Annotated in this window: 20 protein-coding genes and 1 pseudogene; 15 read left to right on the top strand and 6 right to left on the bottom strand. The window is 47.5% G+C overall.

The annotated features are described in order from the left end of the window. Positions 1-444 precede the first annotated feature (444 nt). The 4 genes from lptM (at position 445) to ACR2PX_RS02590 (ending at position 3,600) form a co-directional block, all read left to right on the top strand. Positions 445-582, top strand: a complete 138-nt coding sequence (gene lptM, locus ACR2PX_RS02575; protein ID WP_433997822.1) for an LPS translocon maturation chaperone LptM — start codon at positions 445-447, stop codon at positions 580-582. A 168-nt stretch (positions 583-750) separates the two neighbouring features. Beyond that, the gene (gene lysA / locus ACR2PX_RS02580) at positions 751-2,019 is read left to right on the top strand and encodes a diaminopimelate decarboxylase (protein ID WP_433997794.1); all 1,269 of its coding nucleotides are present in this window, start codon (positions 751-753) and stop codon (positions 2,017-2,019) included. A 10-nt stretch (positions 2,020-2,029) separates the two neighbouring features. Beyond that, the gene (gene dapF / locus ACR2PX_RS02585) at positions 2,030-2,860 is read left to right on the top strand and encodes a diaminopimelate epimerase (protein WP_433997795.1); all 831 of its coding nucleotides are present in this window, start codon (positions 2,030-2,032) and stop codon (positions 2,858-2,860) included. Further along, entirely contained in the window at positions 2,857-3,600 is a 744-nt protein-coding gene (locus ACR2PX_RS02590) for a DUF484 family protein (RefSeq protein ID WP_433997796.1), read from the top strand. Before dapF ends, ACR2PX_RS02590 begins: the two co-directional genes overlap by 4 nt. 3 nt (positions 3,601-3,603) lie before the next feature. Here ACR2PX_RS02590 and ACR2PX_RS02595 read toward each other — a convergent pair whose 3' ends face one another. After that, positions 3,604-4,680: a hypothetical protein gene (locus tag ACR2PX_RS02595; RefSeq protein ID WP_433997797.1), complete on the bottom strand. Its 1,077-nt coding sequence runs from the start codon at positions 4,678-4,680 to the stop codon at positions 3,604-3,606. A 471-nt stretch (positions 4,681-5,151) separates the two neighbouring features. On the opposite strand from ACR2PX_RS02595, the gene xerC reads away from it, so the two are divergent. From xerC to ACR2PX_RS02630, 7 genes and pseudogenes are all read left to right on the top strand, one after another. Continuing rightward, positions 5,152-6,144, top strand: a complete 993-nt coding sequence (gene xerC / locus ACR2PX_RS02600) for a tyrosine recombinase XerC (RefSeq protein ID WP_433997798.1) — start codon at positions 5,152-5,154, stop codon at positions 6,142-6,144. Further along, positions 6,144-6,860, top strand: coding sequence for an HAD family hydrolase (locus ACR2PX_RS02605; protein WP_433997799.1), 717 nt, complete (start codon positions 6,144-6,146; stop codon positions 6,858-6,860). The genes xerC and ACR2PX_RS02605 overlap by 1 nt, the downstream gene beginning before the upstream one ends. Before the next feature lie 351 nt (positions 6,861-7,211). Continuing rightward, positions 7,212-7,445, top strand: coding sequence for a hypothetical protein (locus ACR2PX_RS02610; RefSeq protein WP_433997800.1), 234 nt, complete (start codon positions 7,212-7,214; stop codon positions 7,443-7,445). A 30-nt stretch (positions 7,446-7,475) separates the two neighbouring features. Then, positions 7,476-8,365 (top strand): annotated as a pseudogene (locus tag ACR2PX_RS02615) (IS630 family transposase). Further along, a complete protein-coding gene (locus ACR2PX_RS02620) occupies positions 8,355-8,912 on the top strand; it encodes an RNA-guided endonuclease TnpB family protein (protein ID WP_433997823.1) in 558 nt (185 codons plus the stop codon). Before ACR2PX_RS02615 ends, ACR2PX_RS02620 begins: the two are co-directional and overlap by 11 nt. 466 nt (positions 8,913-9,378) lie before the next feature. Then, positions 9,379-10,749 (top strand): glutamine synthetase family protein, encoded by a 1,371-nt coding sequence (locus ACR2PX_RS02625; protein WP_433997801.1) that lies wholly within the window; start codon positions 9,379-9,381, stop codon positions 10,747-10,749. Between the two features lie 299 nt (positions 10,750-11,048). Continuing rightward, positions 11,049-11,270: a DUF2835 family protein gene (locus tag ACR2PX_RS02630; RefSeq protein ID WP_433997802.1), complete on the top strand. Its 222-nt coding sequence runs from the start codon at positions 11,049-11,051 to the stop codon at positions 11,268-11,270. A gap of 255 nt (positions 11,271-11,525) precedes the next feature. On the opposite strand, the gene ACR2PX_RS02635 is transcribed toward ACR2PX_RS02630, so the two are convergent. After that, positions 11,526-12,323: a LysR family transcriptional regulator gene (locus ACR2PX_RS02635; RefSeq protein ID WP_433997803.1), complete on the bottom strand. Its 798-nt coding sequence runs from the start codon at positions 12,321-12,323 to the stop codon at positions 11,526-11,528. Positions 12,324-12,518: 195 nt separating this feature from the next. On the opposite strand from ACR2PX_RS02635, the gene ACR2PX_RS02640 reads away from it, so the two are divergent. Continuing rightward, positions 12,519-13,121 (top strand): FMN-dependent NADH-azoreductase, encoded by a 603-nt coding sequence (locus ACR2PX_RS02640; protein ID WP_433997804.1) that lies wholly within the window; start codon positions 12,519-12,521, stop codon positions 13,119-13,121. Next, a complete protein-coding gene (locus ACR2PX_RS02645) occupies positions 13,063-13,974 on the top strand; it encodes a pirin family protein (RefSeq protein WP_433997805.1) in 912 nt (303 codons plus the stop codon). Before ACR2PX_RS02640 ends, ACR2PX_RS02645 begins: the two co-directional genes overlap by 59 nt. Before the next feature lie 51 nt (positions 13,975-14,025). On the opposite strand, the gene ACR2PX_RS02650 is transcribed toward ACR2PX_RS02645, so the two are convergent. The 3 genes from ACR2PX_RS02650 to ACR2PX_RS02660 all read right to left on the bottom strand — a co-directional run bounded on the left by ACR2PX_RS02650 (position 14,026) and on the right by ACR2PX_RS02660 (position 16,638). Then, positions 14,026-14,277, bottom strand: a complete 252-nt coding sequence (locus ACR2PX_RS02650; RefSeq protein ID WP_433997806.1) for a YfhL family 4Fe-4S dicluster ferredoxin — start codon at positions 14,275-14,277, stop codon at positions 14,026-14,028. Positions 14,278-14,325: 48 nt separating this feature from the next. After that, entirely contained in the window at positions 14,326-14,826 is a 501-nt protein-coding gene (gene coaD / locus ACR2PX_RS02655) for a pantetheine-phosphate adenylyltransferase (protein ID WP_433997807.1), read from the bottom strand. 330 nt (positions 14,827-15,156) lie between these two features. Then, complete coding sequence (locus ACR2PX_RS02660) at positions 15,157-16,638, bottom strand: coniferyl aldehyde dehydrogenase (protein WP_433997808.1); 1,482 nt, start codon at positions 16,636-16,638, stop codon at positions 15,157-15,159. A gap of 391 nt (positions 16,639-17,029) precedes the next feature. On the opposite strand from ACR2PX_RS02660, the gene ACR2PX_RS02665 reads away from it, so the two are divergent. Next, the gene (locus tag ACR2PX_RS02665) at positions 17,030-17,689 is read left to right on the top strand and encodes a TetR/AcrR family transcriptional regulator (protein WP_433997809.1); all 660 of its coding nucleotides are present in this window, start codon (positions 17,030-17,032) and stop codon (positions 17,687-17,689) included. Positions 17,690-17,714: 25 nt separating this feature from the next. Here the strand turns inward: ACR2PX_RS02665 and ACR2PX_RS02670 are convergent, their stop codons facing one another. After that, positions 17,715-18,707 (bottom strand): hydrolase, encoded by a 993-nt coding sequence (locus ACR2PX_RS02670; protein WP_433997810.1) that lies wholly within the window; start codon positions 18,705-18,707, stop codon positions 17,715-17,717. A 173-nt stretch (positions 18,708-18,880) separates the two neighbouring features. On the opposite strand from ACR2PX_RS02670, the gene ACR2PX_RS02675 reads away from it, so the two are divergent. After that, positions 18,881-20,608, top strand: coding sequence for a phosphatidylinositol-specific phospholipase C domain-containing protein (locus tag ACR2PX_RS02675; protein ID WP_433997811.1), 1,728 nt, complete (start codon positions 18,881-18,883; stop codon positions 20,606-20,608). The last annotated feature ends 55 nt before the right edge of the window (positions 20,609-20,663 follow it).

A 20,663-nucleotide genomic window follows, 5' to 3' on the forward strand; every position in this document is an offset into this window, starting at 1 on the left:
TCGATGAATTCGATTAAATAGGTCAACTATTCTCACGAATCCATCGAAGCTGTCTAGAACGCTCAAGACTGTCGACTCGTTCTACTGAAATTTATGCTCGAAAGCATAAGTCCGACAGGCTCCTAGCTCCTGCCTCCATGCAGTCGTACTGTGTCAGAGCTTGTTTGATGTAGGAAAGTACACCTGCACAAGTCTTCCTTGTATCTGACCCCTTTACGGTAGCACTGAGTCCATGATTCATTGAGAACGCGCCCTTAGGGCTATCGCCGCTGTTTGATGCAGATTATACTCAGCTGTTGATCATTGCCGAAACAGACTTGTTGAAGAACGACTGTTTTGGTGGTGAATGATTATCCACTGTAGATCAAGGAGCCCTTCATGAGAGCACGCTTGTCCAGAAAAATACTGCTCAAACAGTCCTTGTGGTCATTCTCAAAGGTTGGAATGAGCAGTATTTTTAGCTCAAGGCTGTTTGCCCTCATGTTCACCACTCTTCTGCTTGCCGGGTGCGGTCAGAAGGGAGATTTGTATCTTCCAACGGATGGTGACGCACAGCAGTTGACTCATAGCGAGTCAGAATAATCAGTCCCGGAGAGCGACAGGTGCCCAAAGCGCATAAAAAGCCATGAGCTAAGAAAAATAATTTGCTTTTCCCGGGAGTATGAAAAGTGGCAGAGCAAACTATTTTTCACGGTAAATAAGCATAAAAGCGCTCTCCAGAAATTTCATGATAGAGAGTAAGACAGTCTGATGGATTGGTTTCCCAGCCGTGACGGTGAGCTTTACGCTGAACAGGTCCCCGTTACTCAAGTTGCCGAACAGTTTGGTACCCCAGCCTATATTTATTCCCGCCAAGGGTTTGAAGAAGGCTTTAATGCCTATAAACAGGCGCTGGAAGGGTGGCCTCACCTGATTTGTTACGCCGTCAAGGCCAACAGCAATCTGGCTGTTCTGAACGTTCTGGCAAAACTGGGAGCGGGTTTTGACATCGTGTCTGTCGGTGAACTGGAACGTGTCATTGCAGCCGGTGGAGAAGCCTCCAAAGTGGTTTTCTCCGGAGTTGGCAAACAGCGTCATGAAATCAAAAGAGCCCTGGAGCTGGGGATTCACTGCTTCAATATAGAATCAGAAGTCGAACTGGAAAGAATCCAGGAAGAAGCAGAGGCCATGGGTAAAGTAGCCGCTGTTTCTGTCCGGGTGAATCCGGATGTGGATGCCCAGACTCACCCTTACATTTCTACTGGCCTGAAAGACAACAAGTTTGGTATCGATATTCAAGCTGCGCCTTTAGTTTACAAGCGGGCAGCGGAGTTACCCAACATTGAAGTCGTTGGGGTTGATTGCCACATTGGCTCCCAGCTGACGACCAAAGAGCCTTTTATTGATGCTCTGGATCGTTTGCTGTTGCTGGTCGATCAGCTTCGTGAAATGGGTATCACACTAAAGCATCTGGATATTGGTGGCGGACTCGGTATTTCCTATGAAGAGCATGAGCACCCACCCACACCTGCAGATTATCTGGGTCAGGTAAGAGAACATCTGGCTGCCAATGAGCACCACAGCCACCTGGAAATTGTGGTTGAACCCGGACGCTCTATTGCAGCTCAGGCAGGTATGCTGGTGACTCAGGTTGAGTTGATCAAGCAGTCTGAACACAAAGCCTTTACGGTGGTGGATGCAGCCATGAATGATCTGCTGCGACCCTCCATTTACAGTGCCTGGCATGGTATTGAACCGGTGGTGGTTGATCACCAGAAAGAAGAACTGTTTTGTGATGTGGTTGGACCCATCTGCGAAACCGGTGATTTTCTGGGTAAAGACAGAAAACTAAAAGTCACTGAAGGTGATTTGCTGGCGGTTCGCTCGGCAGGTGCCTATGGTTTTGGAATGAGCTCCAATTATAACTCCCGCTGTCGCCCTGCTGAAATCATGGTCGATGGCGATCAGGTGCATCTGGTTCGTCGACGGGAAAAGCTGGCTGACCAGTGGGCTGACGAAATGCTGCTGCCGGAAGGATAACTACTGCGCTATGTTGTTGCACTTTACAAAAATGCACGGTCTGGGCAACGACTTTATGGTTGTTGATATGGTCACGCAGACCGTTCGCATAACACCAGAAAAAATACGCAGCCTGTCCGATCGGAATTTTGGTATTGGCTTTGATCAATTGTTGATTGTTGAGCCGCCTACCGATCCGGATATGGATTTCCGTTATCGGATCTTCAATGCTGATGGCAGTGAAGTCGAGCAGTGTGGAAATGGAGCGCGCTGTTTTGCGCGCTTCGTCAGAGACAAGAAACTGATCGGGCGTGACACCATTCGGGTTCAAACTTCCGGTGGCAATATTGAGCTGACCATTGAAGAAAATAGCGATGTGACGGTGGATATGGGAGTGCCCAGGCTGGAACCTCAGCAGATTCCGTTCAAGGCTCAGTCAACACAAACCACTTATGATCTGGACGTGGATGGTGAGCGTTTGACGGTTGGTGCGGTTTCCATGGGCAATCCTCATGCGGTATGGCAAGTGGATGATATTAACCGGGCACCGGTTGAAACCCTTGGGCCCAAAGTGGAAGGGCATAGTCGTTTTCCTAAACGCTGCAATGCGGGCTTTATGCAGGTACTGGATGCCGGAGAGATTAATCTTCGGGTGTTTGAACGCGGTGTGGGTGAAACCCTGGCCTGTGGTTCAGGCGCTTGTGCGGCAGTGGTTGCGGGTCGTCTGCAAGGTTTGCTGGATGAAAAAGTGCGGGTGAATCTCCCAGGCGGAAGCCTTCAGATTCGTTGGCCGGGAGAAGGTCACTCGGTTATGATGACAGGAAGTGCCACCAGAGTATTCGAGGGACAAACACGGATATGACAGACTCGGCCACCAGTGAAACAGCCCTGAGCGGAGAGAGTGCTTCTTCGCAAGACCAGGCCGCTTCTATCACAGCAGATCAGGTTGTTCAGTATCTGAAGAGCCATCCTGACTTTTTTATGAATCAGGATGAACTGCTGCTGGATCTCAAGATTCCCCATGAAAGAGGTGTAGCGATTTCACTGGTTGAGCGTCAGCTACAGTTGCTCAGGGATCATAATCTGGAGCTACGGCGCAGGCTGGGTAAGCTGGTGGACGTTGCCCGGGATAACGATCGTCTGTTCGAACAGACTCGCAAACTGGTGTTGGGTCTTCTTGAAAGTCAGGATCTGGAACAGGCGACGGAAACGCTGAAAGATGGTTTGGAACAAGACTTTGAAGTCGACTTTCATTCCCTGATTCTGTTTACCCGGCAACCTGCCAATCTGACCATTCGTGAAGAAGATCCTGATACAGCGGATGAAATTCTGGGTGATCTGCTGTCGGGGTTTCGGGATAAACAATCTTCCGGTCAGAAAGTCATTTGTGGACGAATGAAATCCCGTGAGCTGGAGTTCCTGTTCCCTGACAATCACGGTGAAATAGGTTCAGTGGCCCTGGCTCCTCTGAACTTTCCAGATAATGTCGGTGTTCTTGCTTTGGGTAGCCGTGATGAAAATCACTTTCGGGCGTCCATGGGCAGTCTGTTTATTGGTTATCTCAGTGACGTGACCAGCCGTGTCATCAGTCGTTTACTTTAGCTCTCAGGAATCGTCCGCATTATCCATCAAAGCCAAAAGGTTCTCTGCGTATTTGGCCATGGCGTAAAGGTTGACGGTTTTTTGCTGACTTTCCTTATCTGTAAATTGTTTAAGGTAGGGTTTGAGTGTTTCCGTTACTTTATGACAATGCTCTTTTAGCTTCGGATAGCTTTCCAGATTGTCCAATTCTTGCCGAAGAGTGGTCATGCTTTGCGTAGGCAGCAGCATTTCTGGGGGGTAACAAACCAGGTTGAACATATTCTTGTAAGTCGTATCAAATTTTTTTGACGCACCCACATTCGCCCCGGAGCTAAAGGGGGCGGCCTCTTTAAATTCCAAGTAGATATTTTTACCCTTAAGCTCCCCCTTGGAGCCTTTAGGTAGCAGTGACAAAAGGTCCTGCTGGACAAATACGCTGCAGGATGTATTGTCATGCTGACGTTGTGTTGTCAGCATCAGAATTTGTCCATAGGGCTTCTCAGGCTCTTCTAAAGCAAAAGAAAGCAGATGCATTTTGCCTTCGGGGCTTGAACTGGATTTTAATTTCTCATAGATAGCCTTTAGTTGTATTTTATGGCGAGTAGAGCAACGAGAAGGTATTGCCTCTGTAAGGGCTGGTAGTAGACGAGCAAGGCCTTTGTCACCCGTTATCGGCTGGTCAACATGATGAGCTGGTACATTAATACCGAGTGACCCTGATAAAACAGCCATGACCGAATGCCCATCCCAAATCAGGAAGCAAACGACTGGATGTCCGGATGCGAAAAATACAATAGGCTTCCATCGGCCTGATTTGGATCCGTGTTCAGTAGAGAATGCACCGGCATCGTCAAGCAGGGAATCAATAATGCCCTCAACTGTCCGCAGGTTGCTCTGAAATTCCGTCGTTAATGTGTGATACGAAATATTTTTCAGGCCACTTCTGATTTTTGGGTTATTGGTTGACAAGTCTTGTAATAGGGTTTTAATCGCTTTTTCTGAAAGTATTGGATTGGGTTGCCCCTCCTGGTCATATGCCACATTAATAAGAGACGGGTAAACAGTAGCCAGCTGGACCACCTGATGATTAAATGTTTGCACAAACTCAGGTAATGTTTGTACATAAGTCGTGTCAGGGGCGTGGATATCCTGGATAACTTTTTCCAGATAATGTCGAGCTTCGCATTTTATCCTTGAAGTCGTTTTGCAGGATCGACAATGAATAGGGGTATCGATCCTGAGGATGGATCTTGGAAGTTGCTTGAAAGTGGAAGAATGTACTTCCGTTTTAGTATCGGCCGAAGTGTAATGAACAATCAAAAATGGGTTATGATTGATGTCAGAAGGTGTTGTTCCAGCTGCTTGCATATGTCCTGTCCTTGGATTCATGCTAAATGATTACTGGGTTTGATGATTTTCAGGCTATTTAGTTCCCAGGCAGCGATGAACGGAAAATACAGCCCACCTCAAAACATGCAAATGGCTACAAAGCCTGATAAAGCTGTATTTTTATAGAAAAATACCTTGATGGCTTATCAGTGCTCAGAGAATACCCAGGAGGGAACCACTATAATGCCTTCCCTGCAGCAGGATATTGATGCTTTTCTCGATTATCTTAAGTTTGAAAAAAACAGCTCTGTTCATACCTGTTCGGCGTATCATAGAGATCTGGTGAAATTACTGAAGCAGGCTGAAGAGCTTGAAATCAACCATTGGCAAAAGCTGGAAGAGCGTCAGCTCCGGGCATGGCTGGCAGAACTTCATGGCAGTGGCCTTGGCCAGAAAAGCCTGCATCGTCTTCTTTCATCCGTTCGCAGTTTTTATCGTTATCTGAACCGTCAGGGCAGGGTTGAAGATAACCCGGCCCAGAGAGTGACTGCGCCAAAGGTGGGTAGAAAGTTACCTGTCACTATGGATGCCGATCAACTCACCACGCTTCTTGATCAGGATGATGATGACCCATTAGTCATCCGGGATCTGGCTATCCTGGAATTGTTCTATTCCTCAGGACTGCGTTTGTCAGAACTGGTTGGGCTGAACCTGAACAGCTTTGAGGATGAGTTCAAACAGGTGAGGGTTCTGGGTAAGGGCAGAAAAGAACGCATACTGCCGGTGGGTCGAAAGGCTCGAGAAGCGATACAGAAATGGCTGGCAGCAAGAATTGTGTTTCCAGAAAAAGACACTGAAGCTCTGTTTCTCTCAAAGCGAGGGAATCGTATCAGTGCCCGTCAGGTGCAAAATCGTGTGAACCAGCTTTCCAGAGAGGCGGGTCTGTCCGGACGCATGCATCCCCATCTGTTGCGACATTCGTTTGCCAGTCATTTGTTGGAGTCCAGTGGCGATCTCAGGGCTGTTCAGGAGCTGCTGGGGCACAGTGATATCTCCACTACCCAAATATATACCCATCTTGATTTTCAGCATCTGGCCGACGTATATGATAAGGCTCATCCGAGAGCACAGAGAGTCAGTCAGGAGCCGACAGGGGAAGAAGGATTTGTTGTGGATAAAAAACCTTCGGCCAATAAAGAGCCTTCAGCAAAAAAAGAACCCCAAAGGAAAAAATAATGGTAAAGCTGATTACGTTCGATCTCGATGACACTCTGTGGGATAACATGCCGGTGCTGATCCGGGCAGAACAGAAAGCCTGGAAAAGGCTTTGTGAATACTGGCCAGAAACCCATGAAAGAATGAACCCCAATGAAGTGTTCGAGTATCGGGTAAGGCTGTTGGAAGATCGTCCGGAGCTTAAATATCAGATTACCGAACTGCGTCGTTTTTCCCTGCAGCGTATCTTGCAGAAATGCAACTGTCCCGAATCCAGAGCCCAGGAGATTGCCGGTGATCTGATGCAGGAGTTTATGGAGTGGCGTCATGATGTGAAATGCTTTCCAGAAGTCCGGCCCGTTCTTTCTCATTTGTCTGCAGACTATACGCTTGCTGCTGTTACCAATGGCAATGTGGATGTTGAAAAGTTATCAGTCAGTGAGTTCTTTGACTTTTCTATCAGGGCCGAAGATTACAACAGCCTGAAACCGGAACCTACTTTATTCCTCAAAGCGATGAAACGAGCCGGAGTGACACCGGAAGAGACCATTCATGTAGGGGATTGCCTGAAAGCCGATGTGGGTGGTGCCGGAGCTCTTGGGATTGGTACTGTCTGGTTTAATCCGGCTGACAAAGAGTTCAATGGTGATCGTAGACCTGATTATGAGATTCGCTCTTTGACCGGGTTACTCAGGGTTCTGGATAAAGATCTTCAGCATAGTTTTTTGGCGGGTTAAATTGTTCTCAGACTGCTGCTGGCTGAGTAGCTGGCAACAGTCAGCTGTAAGTACCTGGCCAATTGCTTTCGCCTATTCTGAGCGGCGGCTTTTTCCAACCTTCTTCGTTCCAACTCTGGTTGCGTAGCTAAGGCTGCGCGCTCGACGTTGCGCCCTTAAGGCTGAAAAAATCCGCTCGTCAAAATAGAGCAAAGCAACTGCCCAGCTACTTATTACAGAATAAATAGGCCATGAGAAAAGGTAATATTTTCGTCACTTTCGTTGGAAAGTAATGGCATAAAAATCAGCTTTCCATGATTTGCTATTTTGATGAGCTCCACTGCTCTTAATAGTCATTCCTGAGAGGCGGTTATGAAGTACGTCACATGTTCATCCCTTGCTTTTACGCTATTAACGGTTCCAGCTCTGTCATCGGCCATTGATGACTCTGGCAACTATGCGATGAAAGATCAGAATGATTTCAGTATCACATTCAGCTGGTTCAATCGAGATAAGCCCGACCTCGACACTTTGCCCACTTATCCTGACTCTCCCACAACGCTTTCTTCTGATGGTTATATACCCGTGACCATTGAAGATGCTTGATTTTTCAACGTTTTTTAACATCCTTCGCAAATGCCAAAATTCACGCTAACACCTCAGCAAAAAACAAACTTGGAAGCGCGCCATAAACAGTCGCGAGATGCCCGAGAGTGTGACCGTATTAAAGTGGTATTACTGAGGTCTGAAGGATGGTCAGCCCCCTCAATTGCCCAGGCATTAAGAATCAGCGAATTCACCATCAGCCGATACTTGGATGACTACCTGAAAAAGGATGAACGCTGGGACATCCAATACACCGTTTCAGGCCTGAACAAGTGGCTTCACCAGAGCGGCTTCACCTACAAAAAGCCGAAGGGAACTCCTCACAAGGCTGATGTTAATAAGCAGGCTGAGTTTGTTGAGCACTATGAAACTCTGAAAGCCTCATTACCAGCGGATGAGGCGTTGCTGTTCATGGATGCAGTCCACCCAACGCAAGCGACTAAAATCACCTCGGGATGGATTCGTAAAGGGGTCGATAAAATCATTAACACCACGGGGAGCCGTACCCGGTTGAACATTGTTGGTGCGATTGAACTGAACAACCTGTCAGCGGCTGTTTTCGATCAGTTCAAGACCGTAAACGGTGAAGCCATTATCGCTTTTTTTAGAAAAATTCGGTCTGCTTATGCCTCAATGTCAGTCATTCATATAGTGCTTGCATATAGTGCTTGCATATAGTGCTTGATGGTGCGGGTTATCATCGCTCAAAAGAGGTGGTTGAGGAAGCTGAGAGATTGGAAATAAAGCTGCATTACCTGCCACCCTATAGCCCAAACCTGAACCCGATTGAACGATTATGAAAGGTGATGAATGAACATGCCCGGAACAATGAATACTTTGCCAAAGCAAAAGAGTTCCGGCAAAAAATCAACCATTTTCTGGACGTTACCTTACCTGAAATAGGGACCTATTGGTCTTGATGTTGGCCTTACTGAATTTCTTATTGATAGTGAAGGTCACAAGACAGAAAACCCAAGAATTCTGAAAGCTTCACTGGCTCGACTTGCAGCAGAACAAACGAAACTCGCCAGAAAGAAAAAAGGCTCTACCAACCGAGCAAGACAAAAACGAAAAGTTTCGATAATCCATGAGCAAGTAGCCAATCGTCGCTACGACTTCATCCATCAGGTAACGGCAAAGCTGGCTGACAAAAACCACGCTACCACTATTGCCGTAGAAGACCTGAACATCAAAGGTATGGTCAAAAACTACAAGCTCGCCAGAGCAATACAAGATGCAAGTTGGGGAATGTTTCTGACGACACTGGAATACAAGTGTCGTTGGAATGGCAAAAATCTGATCCGTATAGGAAGGTTCCAGCCAAGCTCCAAACTATGCAGCTGTTGTGGTCATAAAATGGAATCCATGCCCTTGTCAATTCGTGAATGGGAATGTCCGGACTGTCACTCCGTGAATGACCGTGACATCAATGCCGCACGAAGCCGCACGAAGCCGCACGAAACATAAGAGATATTGGTTTATTCTCACTTGCCCTTTGCCGCTCTATGGGAGTTTTGCTCAGTCGACCGTACTCCCCGGTACGGCACTCCTTCGCAAAATCCCTTAGTGCGACAAATGCCTGCGCGAGATTCGGGGCAGTTTATGAAATATCCGGGTTAGCTGATTCGCTGGGACGCAGCGATTGTATAAAGAGTCCCCCTGTAGCAATACCTGTCAGCGCAGGTGCTACAGCGAAAGGTGCTACAGCGAAAGGTGCTACAGCGAAAGGTGCTACAGCGAAAGGTGCTGAGAGTTCTCAGCATGGGTCACAAGAAGCCCCCACTATAGCCCCCACTCCCACTACAGCCCCCACTATAGCCGCATCAGCGGCTTAGTGGTGGGAGTACGTCACAGGAATGAATAATCAGAAATGGCAGGCAAAGGAGGGTTGTCTATAGTTCTCTGGCAATTAAATCGCTAGCTGGAGTATTCAATGTCAGAGCTTAAAAGAATAAAAACAGTCGAAGATGTCAAACAATTGGTCAATCACCGAAAACTGAGCCATATCAAGGTGGGTTTGTTTGATAATGATGGTGTCCTGCTGGGTAAATACATGGGCAGGGACAAGTTTTTCTCTGCTCTGGATTCCGGGTTTTCATTCTGTGATGTGGTATTGGGTTGGGACTGCCAGGATCAAATATACGACAACACTACATTTACTGGCTGGCATACCGGGTTTCCTGACAAACAGGCGAGAATTCTGCCAGACACTGCCCGCAATCTACCTGATGAAGAGAATATGTTGTTGTTTCTGGCAGAGTTCTCTGGTGATGCAGAACAGGTGTGTCCCAGGGGGCTTCTTCGCAGAGTGATTGATAAGGCTGCCAGTATGGGTTTTTTGGCAAGGGCTGCCTGTGAGTATGAGTTCTTTTTGTTTCAGGAAACACCGGACTCTATTCGTGAAAAAGGATATCGGAATCTGAAGCCCTTTACACCAGATGCTTTTGGTTATTCGGTGATTCGAAACTCAGTGCACTCAGAGTTGTATCACGAGATTCTGGATATGGCTCAGAGTATGAATTTCCCCATTGAGTCGATACATCCCGAGACTGGCCCGGGTGTGATTGAAGCGGCATTAGTCGTTGATGATATTCTGTCGGCGGCGGATAAAGCGGCTCTTTTCAAAACGTTCATGAAAGTGCTTGCAGAAAGAAAGGGTCTTATGGCGACTTTTATGGCCCGGTGGTCGTCTGAACAGGCAGGCCAGAGTGGCCATATTCATATGTCCCTGGTGGATGCCAATGGACAGTCTGTATTTTATGATCCTTCACAGCCCCATGGCATGAGTGCTGTCCAGAAGCATTTTATTGCAGGTCAACAAAGATTAATGCCTGAATTTCTTGCTCTACTGGCACCGACTATCAACAGTTATAGACGTTTACTGCCTGGTCACTGGGCTCCTACCAGAGCATCCTGGGGGGTAGAAAACAGAACCTGTGCTCTCAGGTTAATACCAGGTAATGAAAAAAGTCAGAGGGTGGAGTACCGACTGGGTGCAGCGGATGCCTGTCCTTATCTGGCACTGGCTGCGGTTCTTGCATCCGGACTGTACGGCATAGAGCATGGATTGGAGCCCACAGAAGCTGTATCCGGTAATGCTTACGCCCAGAGCTCTTCTGGTGAACAAACGTTGCCCCGCTCTCTGTATGAGGCGGCTCAGATGCTGAAAGGTTCAGAGGCCGCAGTGAATTACTTTGGAGAAACCTTTGTAGAGCATTATGCCGCTACCCGTGAATGGGAAGAAATGGAGTTCAGAAAACATGTCACGGACTGGGAGCTGGCACGATACTTTGAGATTATTTAATCCCATTGAAAGGCTCAGAGGGGCAGGTGTACTTGATCAGAACCGGATGCAAAGCCTTGGGTGCAGGATTTGGTCAAAACCAGGAAAAGGTAGGCAACCTGCTGACGATTCAGTGAATGTGTCAATTTTTAGTCTCCTGAGGCGGCTTGTTGCTAAAGCTACAGAGAGGGAGGTGTCTCTCTTGGAGAAGAAAAAGCTTTCACGCTAAAATAATATAAAACTGGAAGCCGCTCTCTGGTCAGGCTTCCAGAAATCTAACATCAATATCATTTGATTGAACATGAGGAATGGAGTCCAGAATGAATAAGGCCACCTTCTCTATCAGTCTGAATTCACAGCAGGTTTTACAGTATTACCAGGGCAAGAAGAGTCGTGTCCAGGTCAATACCCGGGAAGGCTTTAGCATGAGTATTCCCTACGACATCCTACTGAAATTTGTCACCCGTGAGGGGGTTCATGGCACCTTCGAAATTTCTTATGGATCGGATGGTAAGCTGGGCGAGCTTCGAAAGATCCGCTGAGTTTTCCTTATTCGGTCATCGTGAATGAGTCCAATTAGCTCGGATATTTCATAAGCATGCTCCCAGCCCTCGATTGTCCCTTGCCGCCTCAGGAAAGTTTGCTCGGTCTACCGTATTCCCTGTTGCGGCGCGCCCTCACCCAATTCCCATCAGAGTTAATGATAACTTTTGGGCCTTAATGATCAGCGCAGACTTCCTTTAAAATATCGGCCAGGGACTTCACTGCAGGGCCCGCATAATCCTGGTCAGAATAAATCAGGTAGATCGGCGTCGAGAGCCGTGAGGCTGAAGATCCAATGGCTTTAACAGACCCGATGCCAGTTCCTGATCGATGTGGGCGGTTGGCAGCCAGGCAAAACCAAGACCTTCGGAAATCATTCGTACCGATGTACTGATATGGCTGACGGTCCAGCGCTCTGAGGCTTCAAGCCAACCGGCATCGACTCGTTTAATGCCAGAGTCCCTGATGACAATCTGGCGGTGCTGCTTGAGATCATTCAGGCTCAGTGGCCTGTTGAGCAGGTGCAAAGGGTGGTCTTTGCGGGCTACAGCCTTAAATGTCACCTTCATCAAGGGCTCTCCCATAAATCCCTGGGGCACCAGACCACTGATCACCAGATCTCCCTGGCCAGTGGCCAGCATGTCAGTTGTGCCTGAAAGTACCGTCTCAACCAGCTCGATATGAGTTTGCTGGTATTCAGATGAAAGTCTTTTCAAGCAGGCTGAGAGCAGTTGTGGTGGAAATGTGACATCCACGCCCAGAATAATACGACCTTCCCAGCCCTGAGAGAGGCTGTCGGCCACTTTCTCAATGGCGTCAGACTCCTTCAGCAGAGATTGGGAGCGTCTGATTAACACTTTTCCAGCTTCAGTTAACTCTGCTTTTCTGCCTTTGATGACCAGTATTTCAACGTCCAGCTGTTGCTGAAGCTTATTAACGGCATAGCTGACCGTTGACTGGCTTTTGTGCAGCACTTCTGCGGCTTGTGCGAAGCCGCCATGCTCAACTACCGCATGCAGCATTCGCCATTGTTCAAGGGTGACTTTAGCCATGACTGACGATCTTTTGATCTAATAATTCGATATTTATGAGCAGTATTTTGCGCTTTTTATTCGTAAAAATCGATATTAAATTTAACTTAACCAAGACCATTTAATCTTTGAGCGAAGAAGGCTGTTTCATCCATTTGGGGTGCAATGATTTGCCCATAAAAAGCCATGAACGAAGAAAAATACCAGAGATAAAAAATGAGCACTATCCTGCATATCGATTCGAGCCTGTTTGGGTCACAAGGGCAGTCAGGACAACTGTCCAGGCAGTTTGTTGAGAGATACGTTCAAGCGCACATTGTGGAAAAAGTGATTTATCGAGATTTGGTCTCAGAACCGATTCCTCATCTGACGGCAGAGAGTTTTCAGGGCTTCAGCCTGCCAGAAGAAGAGCGGAATGTGCAGCAGAAGCATATCGCAAACCTGTCAGAAGAGTTGGTCGGTGAACTCAAGGAGGCCGATATACTGGTATTGGGCCTGCCTCTCTACAACTTCACCATGCCATCAACCCTGAAGACTTACTTTGATCACATTGCCCGTTCAGGTATTACCTTCCGCTACACAGAGCAGGGCCCACAGGGGCTTTTGAAAGGCAAAAAAGCTTATATTCTGGCGGCCAGAGGAGGTAACTACCATGGAACGCCTATGGATACTCAAACCGCGCTGATTGAGCACTTTCTCGGCTTTATAGGCATTTCTGATGTTGAGTTCGTTTACGCTGAAGGACTCGCCAAAGGAGGAGATGCAAGGGAAGTCGCATTGGGTAAAGCAGCAGAAAGAATCGATCAACTGGTGGACTGAAGTGGTTCAAGTAAGACGTTTATTGGATGTCATTCCTGCCCGTCCGGCTTCTGATGGAGCTGGGGTGAAGCTCAAAAGAGTGATGGGGTCAGGACAGCATAAACTCATGGACCCATTCCTGATGCTGGATGAAATAAAAGCAGATGGTTCTGGTGATCTGGGATCAGGATTCCCAGCCCACCCTCATCGAGGCATCGAGACGGTGTCGTATATGAAGAAGGGAGGGTTCAGGCATGAAGATCACCTGGGTAATCAGAGGTCGATAAAGTCGGGAGGTGTGCAGTGGATGAAGTCTGGAAAAGGGATTGTTCACTCTGAGATGCCCATTCTTGAGAATGATCAACTGCATGGTTTTCAGATCTGGTTGAACATGCCCGCTGCCCAGAAAATGAGTGATCCTGAATACCTTGAGATCAGTAAGAATAATTTCCCTGCTCTGTCGGGCGAAGGTTGGCTTGCAAGGTTGCTGTTGGGAGGGGTAGAAATCGATGGTCGTCAATACTCAGCGCCACTCCAAAGAAGTGCCACGGAACCCTTGTTGTTGGATGTGTCGCTGAGTGAAGGCAGCACAATGAAGCTCCCTGTCAGTGATATAAAGCTGATGGCCTATGTCTATGAAGGTCAGGTAAAACCTCAGGGTGAAACCGATCAGATCATTAGTGAATCTGAACTGGCTGTTTTCTCTGAAGGCGGTGAACTGGTTCTGAGAGCTGAAAAGCAAGCAGGTCTACTCATACTGGCGGGGCATCCGTTGAATGAGCCTGTTGTGCAGTATGGACCTTTTGTCATGAACAGTCGGGAGGAAGTAATGCAGGCTGTTCAGGAATATCAGAGTGGGGAGTTTCTGAATTAGGAGTCTGCCTGTTTGCAGACAGACTCTGTGGATATGGGCGTTTCGCTGTTATCAGGCTGCAGCGGTGATGATCAGATATTTTTCCATCAACTCATCGTTAGACTCGACATTACTCGGGTCTTTGGGGATGCAGTCGACAGGACAAACCTGTTGGCATTGCGGCTCGTCGTAGTGGCCTACACATTCAGTACAGAGATGAGGATCAATCTCGTAAATCTCCTCGCCAGGAGAAATAGCACTGTTAGGGCACTCGGGCTCACAAACATCACAGTTGATGCAGTCATCAGTAATGATCAGTGACATGATAAAATCTCCAGTTTCGCTTCAACGTTAACGCTGAAGCCGCCAGGCTCAGGTGCTCTCGCTATGGGCATTGGGGCCAAACTTACCCTTGAGGGCTTCCTGAACACAGGGAGAGACAAATTTGTCGATATCTCCACCCAGTGAGGCAATCTCCCGTACCAGCGTAGAAGAAATATAGGAGTACTGCTCAGCAGGAGTCAGGAACAGGCTTTCGACACTGGGTGCCAGAATCCGATTCATATTAGCCATCTGGAATTCGTATTCGAAATCCGAAACAGCTCTCAGGCCACGGAGAATTACAGTGGCTTTCTGCTCTTCCAGAAAGTGAGCGAGCAGAGAACTGAAACCAGTCACCGAGACGTTATCAAGGTGATCTGTTACTTCTTCCGCCATTTCAACACGTTTGGCCAGGTCAAACATGGGCTTCTTTTTGGGGCTTTCTGCTACTGCAATGACTACATCATCAAAAATTCTTGCTGCCCGTTCTACCAGGTCCAGATGGCCTTTGGTTATAGGGTCAAAAGTGCCAGGGTAGATTACCTTGCTCATTGAAAGTGCATTTCCTGCTGATGTCCCAGGAAGCCTTTGAGCTCGGTTGACCACAGCTTGAAAAGGTCAATAATCCGAAAACTCTATGACTTCACAAATGCTTATAGTGAAGGACAGTGTGTCTTTATCTGCCCCTCTCATACTGAAAGTAGTTGAGGCAGAGTGCTTCAATCTAAAGATAACGAAGGCCGAATGTTATCGAAATCAATCAAGGGTGACAAACAACCTGACTTAAAACAGGGCATTTAGATGATAAATAGTTGTTTTTGCAACGTCTGTAAAAGGTCAGGGAAGGCGTTCGGGCCATCAAATGACGGCTCGAATCAGGGGTCAGGAGCCTGAGAGGAATTTGATCATGTTCTTCTTCAGCCAGGTATTGTAGGGAGGGAATATAAATCGGGCACTGTTAAAGCGACCTTTGGAGAAGACAGATTTTGCTTTGGACAGTGTCTGAAAACCTTCGTGTCCATGGTAATGCCCCATACCTGAAGGCCCAACGCCTCCAAAAGGCATATCATCAATGGCGACATGGAAAAGGGTTTCGTTCAGGCAGACGCCTCCGGAGTGAGTATGTGTCAGGACTTTATCCTGTGTCTGTTTGTTTTCACCAAAGTAATACAGCGCCAGAGGACGTGGGCGGTCATTGACGAATTGAATCGCTTCATCAATGCTGCCTACCTCAATAATGGGCAGTAAAGGACCAAAAATTTCTTCCTGCATGACACTCATGTCTTCAGTGGCATTGAGAATCAGGTGAGGAGGTAAGCGACGAGAACCATCTGTTATTTCCTCATTGTTGCCAACCCGGATTTCAGCGCCTTTGCTTCTGGCATCTTCAAGGTGACTGAGTAATCGCTGATGCTGTCTCTCGTTGATAATAGCGGTGTAGTTCTTACTGTTATTCACTGACGGGTGCATGCTGCTGAAGGCCTTGAGATAGGCTTCTACAAACGCTTCTTTACGTTCTTTCTTGACCAGTATGTAGTCAGGTGCAACGCAGGTTTGTCCGGCATTCAATGATTTGCCGTAGCAGACACGTTCAGCTATTTCCTGTATCGGAAAGTCGTCATCAATAATAACAGGGGATTTACCGCCGAGCTCCAGAGTGACTGGCGTCAGGTTCCTGGCAGCCGCAGACATGACGTGCTTTCCAACTTGGGTAGAGCCAGTAAAGAGAATATGGTCGAAGGGCAGTGCTGTGAAAGCAGCTCCGACTTCCGCTTCACCATTGACGACCGTGACCAGGTCCGCCGGGAAGATATCCGCAATCACTTCGGCGAACAGCTTCGAGGTGGCAGGTGTGAACTCAGACATTTTGATGATCGCCCGGTTACCCGCAGCCAGAGCCGTTGCCAGAGGTCCTACCGCCAAAAAGAGAGGGTAGTTCCAGGGAACAACAATACCCACTACTCCCAAAGGTTGATAAATAACCTTCGCTGAAGCCGGTTGCAGAGTGATTGATACATGTCGTTTACTGGGCTTCATCCATTTGGCCAGATTCTTGCTGCAGTAATCTATGGATGTGAACGATGGCATAAACTCGGCCAGCAATGAGTCTGTTTCAGCCCGGCCTTCAAAATCTCTGTTCATGGCATCAACCAGAGATTTCTGGTGTTTCTTCAAGCCCTCTTTCAAGGTTTTTAACCATTCTCTTCGCTGCTGAAGAGAAGGGCTGGGCTGCTTCTGAAAGGCTCCTCTCTGGGCATCTAGTGACGTTTTCATTCCTGCGATCAGACTGGAAGAAATATCGCTGGCGGTCATTTGATCCGGTGAACCAGTCTCTGTAGTCTGGTCAATTTCAGTAACGCTCATGATGCAGGTCTCCTTCGCAAATCTGTTTTTTTATTCTTTGCCCGGGAGCCTGACTGAGCTATTGATCTTCGCTCAGACTCCAGAAGGTGGTGAAGAAACGAATGAGAGTCTCGGATAAAAAATGGACCAACATTGCAGTTTCTGACTTTATGCCTGACTAAGTACCTAACCAATTGCTTACGCATATTTAGGTCGGCGGCTTTTTCCAGCCTTCTGCGTTACAACTCTGGTTACGTAGCTAAGGCTACGCGCCCGCCGTTGCGTCTTGAAGGTTGAAAAAATTCACTCGCCCAAATATTGCAAAGCAACTGGTCAGGTACTTAAACTTGGTTTAGAGTATTTACTCTAAATTGGAATTTATCGACTTGTTGGCAGGATTTCAAGGGTATTTATGGCGGTTAAAACTCGGGATCGCATTTTAGACAGGGCTTTGGAGCTTTTTAACAACCAGGGTGAAAGGACGGTAACCACCAATCATATTGCCGCAGACCTGGGTATTTCTCCCGGAAACCTCTATTACCACTTTAGGAATAAAGACGAGATTATCCTCGCACTTTTTCAACGACTGATTGATAACATTGCCGTCAGAATTGCTATCCCTGAAGACCGACCACTGAACTTTCAGGATAAGCGAATGTTTCTGGAAGTGGCCCTGGCCGGTATGTGGGAATTTCGCTTCATCTATCGGGATGTTCATGGCGTTATGAGCCGGAGCAGCGAACTTCGGTCAGCCTATCAGAAGTTTGCAAAGCTCTCTCTGGAAACACTGGAAATGATTATTGCAGGACTTGTGTCGTCAGGTTTTATGGATGTACCAGAGCAGGAAGTTGAAGCACTGGCGCTGAACAACTTTATGGTACTCAGTAGCTGGCAGGAGTTGGTAACCGCTGCTTTTCTGGAAGACGATGAAGTGTTGCCAAAAAAGCTATACCGAAGAGCTTTCTATCAGATTCTGCTTATGGATCGGCCCTTTGTTTGTGAAGTGGCCAAAGAGCCGTTCGCAGAGCTGGAAGCAGAATACTATGTGCCTATGAGTATCCTGAAAAAATGACTTTATGTTCCTGAAAATCCAGAATTTATGACGAGAAATAGCTGTTCAGAAAAGTGGGAATTCGCTCCTCAAGCCAATATTGGGGGCACAGGATAGAACCCTGAATAAAGCCCACGTGCCCACCAGCGGGAGTTAGCTCAAAACAGATATCCTGAGATAATTCTTCCTTGAGTGGCAGAGCTTGAGGAGTCATGAAAGGGTCGTCCTCAGAGTGGATGACCAAGGTCGGTACAGCAATATCTTTCAAGTAATACCGACTGCTGGATCGTTGATAATAATCCAGGCCACTTTTAAAGCCATGCAAAGGGGCTGTGACCTTGTGGTCAAACTCTTCGAAGGTCTTTACCCGTGATCCCTGGATCAGGGATGCCAGTTTTTGAGCTTCCTCATGCCAGCCTTGAGACTGAAACAGTTTTATTTTGTCGTAAGCCTGCTGGTAAAGGTCTTTGAGGAAATTATCCCGATAAATACGTGAAAGGCCTCTATTCATTTTTGCTGCGCAGATGTCCAGCCTGAAGGGGACTGAAACAGCTACGGCGCAAGCTAGTGGACAGTTTCTTGCTTGTTCACCCAGATATTTCAACAGTACATTTCCGCCGAGAGAATATCCTATGGCCGCCATAGGGCGACCTGGGAAACGACGATTCATTTCTACCAGAATGCTGTCCAGTTCGGCACTGTCGCCGGAATGATAGCTGCGTGCCAGATGGTTGGGTTCACCGCTGCAGCTGCGAAAATTCACCGCCACACTTTGCCAGTCCTGCTCAAACAGTTTTTGCTGTAAACCCAGGATGTATTTCGAATTTGAGCTCCCCGTCAGCCCATGTAAAAGGACAACCAAAGGGGATTGTTCGTTGTTTCCGCACCAGTCCAGATCCAGAAAGTCTCCGTCTTCAAGTGTTAATCGTTCTCTGTGTCTTTCAGGCGTTTCGTTTTGTCGAAGCAAAGGAGACCAGAGAGTCTGACGGTGAGGACCTGAAAGCAAGAAGCTGGTTTGAAACGGCGCAGATGAATTCATTTCAGGCAGAGAGCACTCGGTAAAAAACGGATTCGATTATATCGGATAAAAAGTAAACAAAAATACATCTATTTCTGTTTTAATGTCAGAAGAACTTAAATGACGACTGGTTCATTTAATTCTAAATTGGTACGTTAGTACTTAATAATAACAATAATGATTGGCACCGAAGCATGAAGATAAAACCTCTCAGAGGCTTACTGCTGCTAATAGCTCTTGGCAGTCAGACAGTAAGCGCTCAGGAAAACAAAGTCTGCTTTTACGAACATCCGGAATATCAGGGCAGTGAGTGGTGTTACGGTAATGGCGATGTAAGCTGGATAGGTTCGCAGCCGAACGACAAAATTTCTTCCATTAAACTATACGGCGATGCTTATGTAACTATTTATGAGCATGGTAGCTATGGCGGTAAGAAAACGGTCGTTATGGCGAATACCTACAAAATGGATGATCTTGGAGATGCCATCAGCTCGTTCAAGGTCAGGAACCGAAGTAGCAGGAATTTTGCCTGTCTCTTTGAGCATCCGGGCTTTCGTGGAACGCCTTTCTGTCTTCAGGAAGGGCAGTCAGCGAACGATTTGAATCACTTCTCCCTGGGCAGGAATAAGGCATCCTCCCTGATTGTATCCGGCCTATCCAATGTAGAAGTGTTTGAATACCCAGACTTCCATATAGGGAAAGAATACAAAACATTAACCCGCAGTACTTCCAACCTGGAGAAAAGGCCGGGGAGCTGGCTGGAGGATAATATCGATTCTTTCAGGGTGACAGCTCGTGCCCCCAGCGCTGCTGAGAAGGCGTTGGATATTAATGAAGCGTTGGGTTTCAGAGCTCCTATCCGTCAGACGACAATCCTTTCTTCGCACAATGCGTTTAACAGTACTGCTTACTTCAGTGGACAGCTGATCCCCGGACCTAATCATCGCAGAGCCATGATCGAACAGCTGCAGCTGGGTACCCGATTCTTTGAGCTGGATGTCAGGGCAGGCAAGAATTACCTGAAGGTGTGCCATTCAACCGATTGTGGTCAAAAAGAAACCACTCTGAGAAGAATGCTGGCGGAAGTTGATAGCTGGCTCAAAGGTGCAGACGACAATGATGTTGTTTTCTTCTTTCTGCAGGATGATATCAAGGGTGACAACAAAGGCTATGAACAGCTACAGAGAGATGTTGAGTGGATGGGTGAATCAGTCTACACCATCAGTAGCTGTCAGACTGTCCCTATGGGTCTGAATTTCGAGAAGATCAGGCAGAGTGGTAAGCGGGTGTTCTTCTACAAAAGTGGAGGGTCTACAGGCTGTGGCACAGCTCCTGGCGTTATGCTGGGGAGCGGCTTTGAGAATAATATCGGTGTCGCTTCCATTGATGTAAACCGTGACTATACCGATTCAGATCGTTTCCTGCGCTCTCAGGAGTGTCATAACCATTTTTGTCATGATGTGGTCTCTGCTGATGAAGCCAGAACCGGTATTGAAAACGGCGTGAATGCTTTTGGTCTGGATATGCTGGAAGAGAGTGATCTTGATAACAGCTCTGGAAGACTGAATAAGCAGCTCTGGGCCATAGGGCCAGAAGATACAGCCAGTGCTTTTGCAGAGGGGCGCATCGCTGTTTTCAAGACCTCAGGAAGCAGACATATGAAACTGGCCTGGGATCAGACTCTGCCTTATGCCTGTCGGTTGTCCTCCGGGCAATGGCGTATGTCTTCAAACAGTGGCCTGGCTCATCAGGGAGCAAACATCTGCAGTACTGAGTTTTCAGGTTCTACCTTTGATACACCTCTCAATGCCGCTGAAGCAAAACAGCTGAAAAACAGCATCAATACGACTGTGCATGTCAACTTTGCTGTTGATGGAGGGCATTGGCAAGCAGGTCACTGGAGCGATCTGGGCAGTCGATAAGAAGTGGGCTTTTCTAAACCATTATCTAAATAGAAATGAATAGTAAGAATCTAAA

The sequence above is a fragment of the Endozoicomonas sp. genome (genome assembly GCF_051008435.1).
Classification (GTDB): Bacteria; Pseudomonadota; Gammaproteobacteria; order Pseudomonadales; family Endozoicomonadaceae; genus Endozoicomonas_A.

Coding starts and splice junctions, on each gene's coding strand:
- lptM (WP_433997822.1), top strand. CDS start 445: ATGAGCAGTATTTTTAGCTCAAGGCTGTTTGCCCTCATGTTCACCACT.
- lysA (WP_433997794.1), top strand. CDS start 751: ATGGATTGGTTTCCCAGCCGTGACGGTGAGCTTTACGCTGAACAGGTC.
- dapF (WP_433997795.1), top strand. CDS start 2,030: ATGTTGTTGCACTTTACAAAAATGCACGGTCTGGGCAACGACTTTATG.
- ACR2PX_RS02590 (WP_433997796.1), top strand. CDS start 2,857: ATGACAGACTCGGCCACCAGTGAAACAGCCCTGAGCGGAGAGAGTGCT.
- xerC (WP_433997798.1), top strand. CDS start 5,152: ATGCCTTCCCTGCAGCAGGATATTGATGCTTTTCTCGATTATCTTAAG.
- ACR2PX_RS02605 (WP_433997799.1), top strand. CDS start 6,144: ATGGTAAAGCTGATTACGTTCGATCTCGATGACACTCTGTGGGATAAC.
- ACR2PX_RS02610 (WP_433997800.1), top strand. CDS start 7,212: ATGAAGTACGTCACATGTTCATCCCTTGCTTTTACGCTATTAACGGTT.
- ACR2PX_RS02625 (WP_433997801.1), top strand. CDS start 9,379: ATGTCAGAGCTTAAAAGAATAAAAACAGTCGAAGATGTCAAACAATTG.
- ACR2PX_RS02630 (WP_433997802.1), top strand. CDS start 11,049: ATGAATAAGGCCACCTTCTCTATCAGTCTGAATTCACAGCAGGTTTTA.
- ACR2PX_RS02635 (WP_433997803.1), bottom strand. CDS start 12,323: ATGGCTAAAGTCACCCTTGAACAATGGCGAATGCTGCATGCGGTAGTT.
- ACR2PX_RS02640 (WP_433997804.1), top strand. CDS start 12,519: ATGAGCACTATCCTGCATATCGATTCGAGCCTGTTTGGGTCACAAGGG.
- ACR2PX_RS02645 (WP_433997805.1), top strand. CDS start 13,063: ATGCAAGGGAAGTCGCATTGGGTAAAGCAGCAGAAAGAATCGATCAAC.
- ACR2PX_RS02650 (WP_433997806.1), bottom strand. CDS start 14,277: ATGTCACTGATCATTACTGATGACTGCATCAACTGTGATGTTTGTGAG.
- coaD (WP_433997807.1), bottom strand. CDS start 14,826: ATGAGCAAGGTAATCTACCCTGGCACTTTTGACCCTATAACCAAAGGC.
- ACR2PX_RS02660 (WP_433997808.1), bottom strand. CDS start 16,638: ATGAGCGTTACTGAAATTGACCAGACTACAGAGACTGGTTCACCGGAT.
- ACR2PX_RS02665 (WP_433997809.1), top strand. CDS start 17,030: ATGGCGGTTAAAACTCGGGATCGCATTTTAGACAGGGCTTTGGAGCTT.
- ACR2PX_RS02670 (WP_433997810.1), bottom strand. CDS start 18,707: ATGAATTCATCTGCGCCGTTTCAAACCAGCTTCTTGCTTTCAGGTCCT.
- ACR2PX_RS02675 (WP_433997811.1), top strand. CDS start 18,881: ATGAAGATAAAACCTCTCAGAGGCTTACTGCTGCTAATAGCTCTTGGC.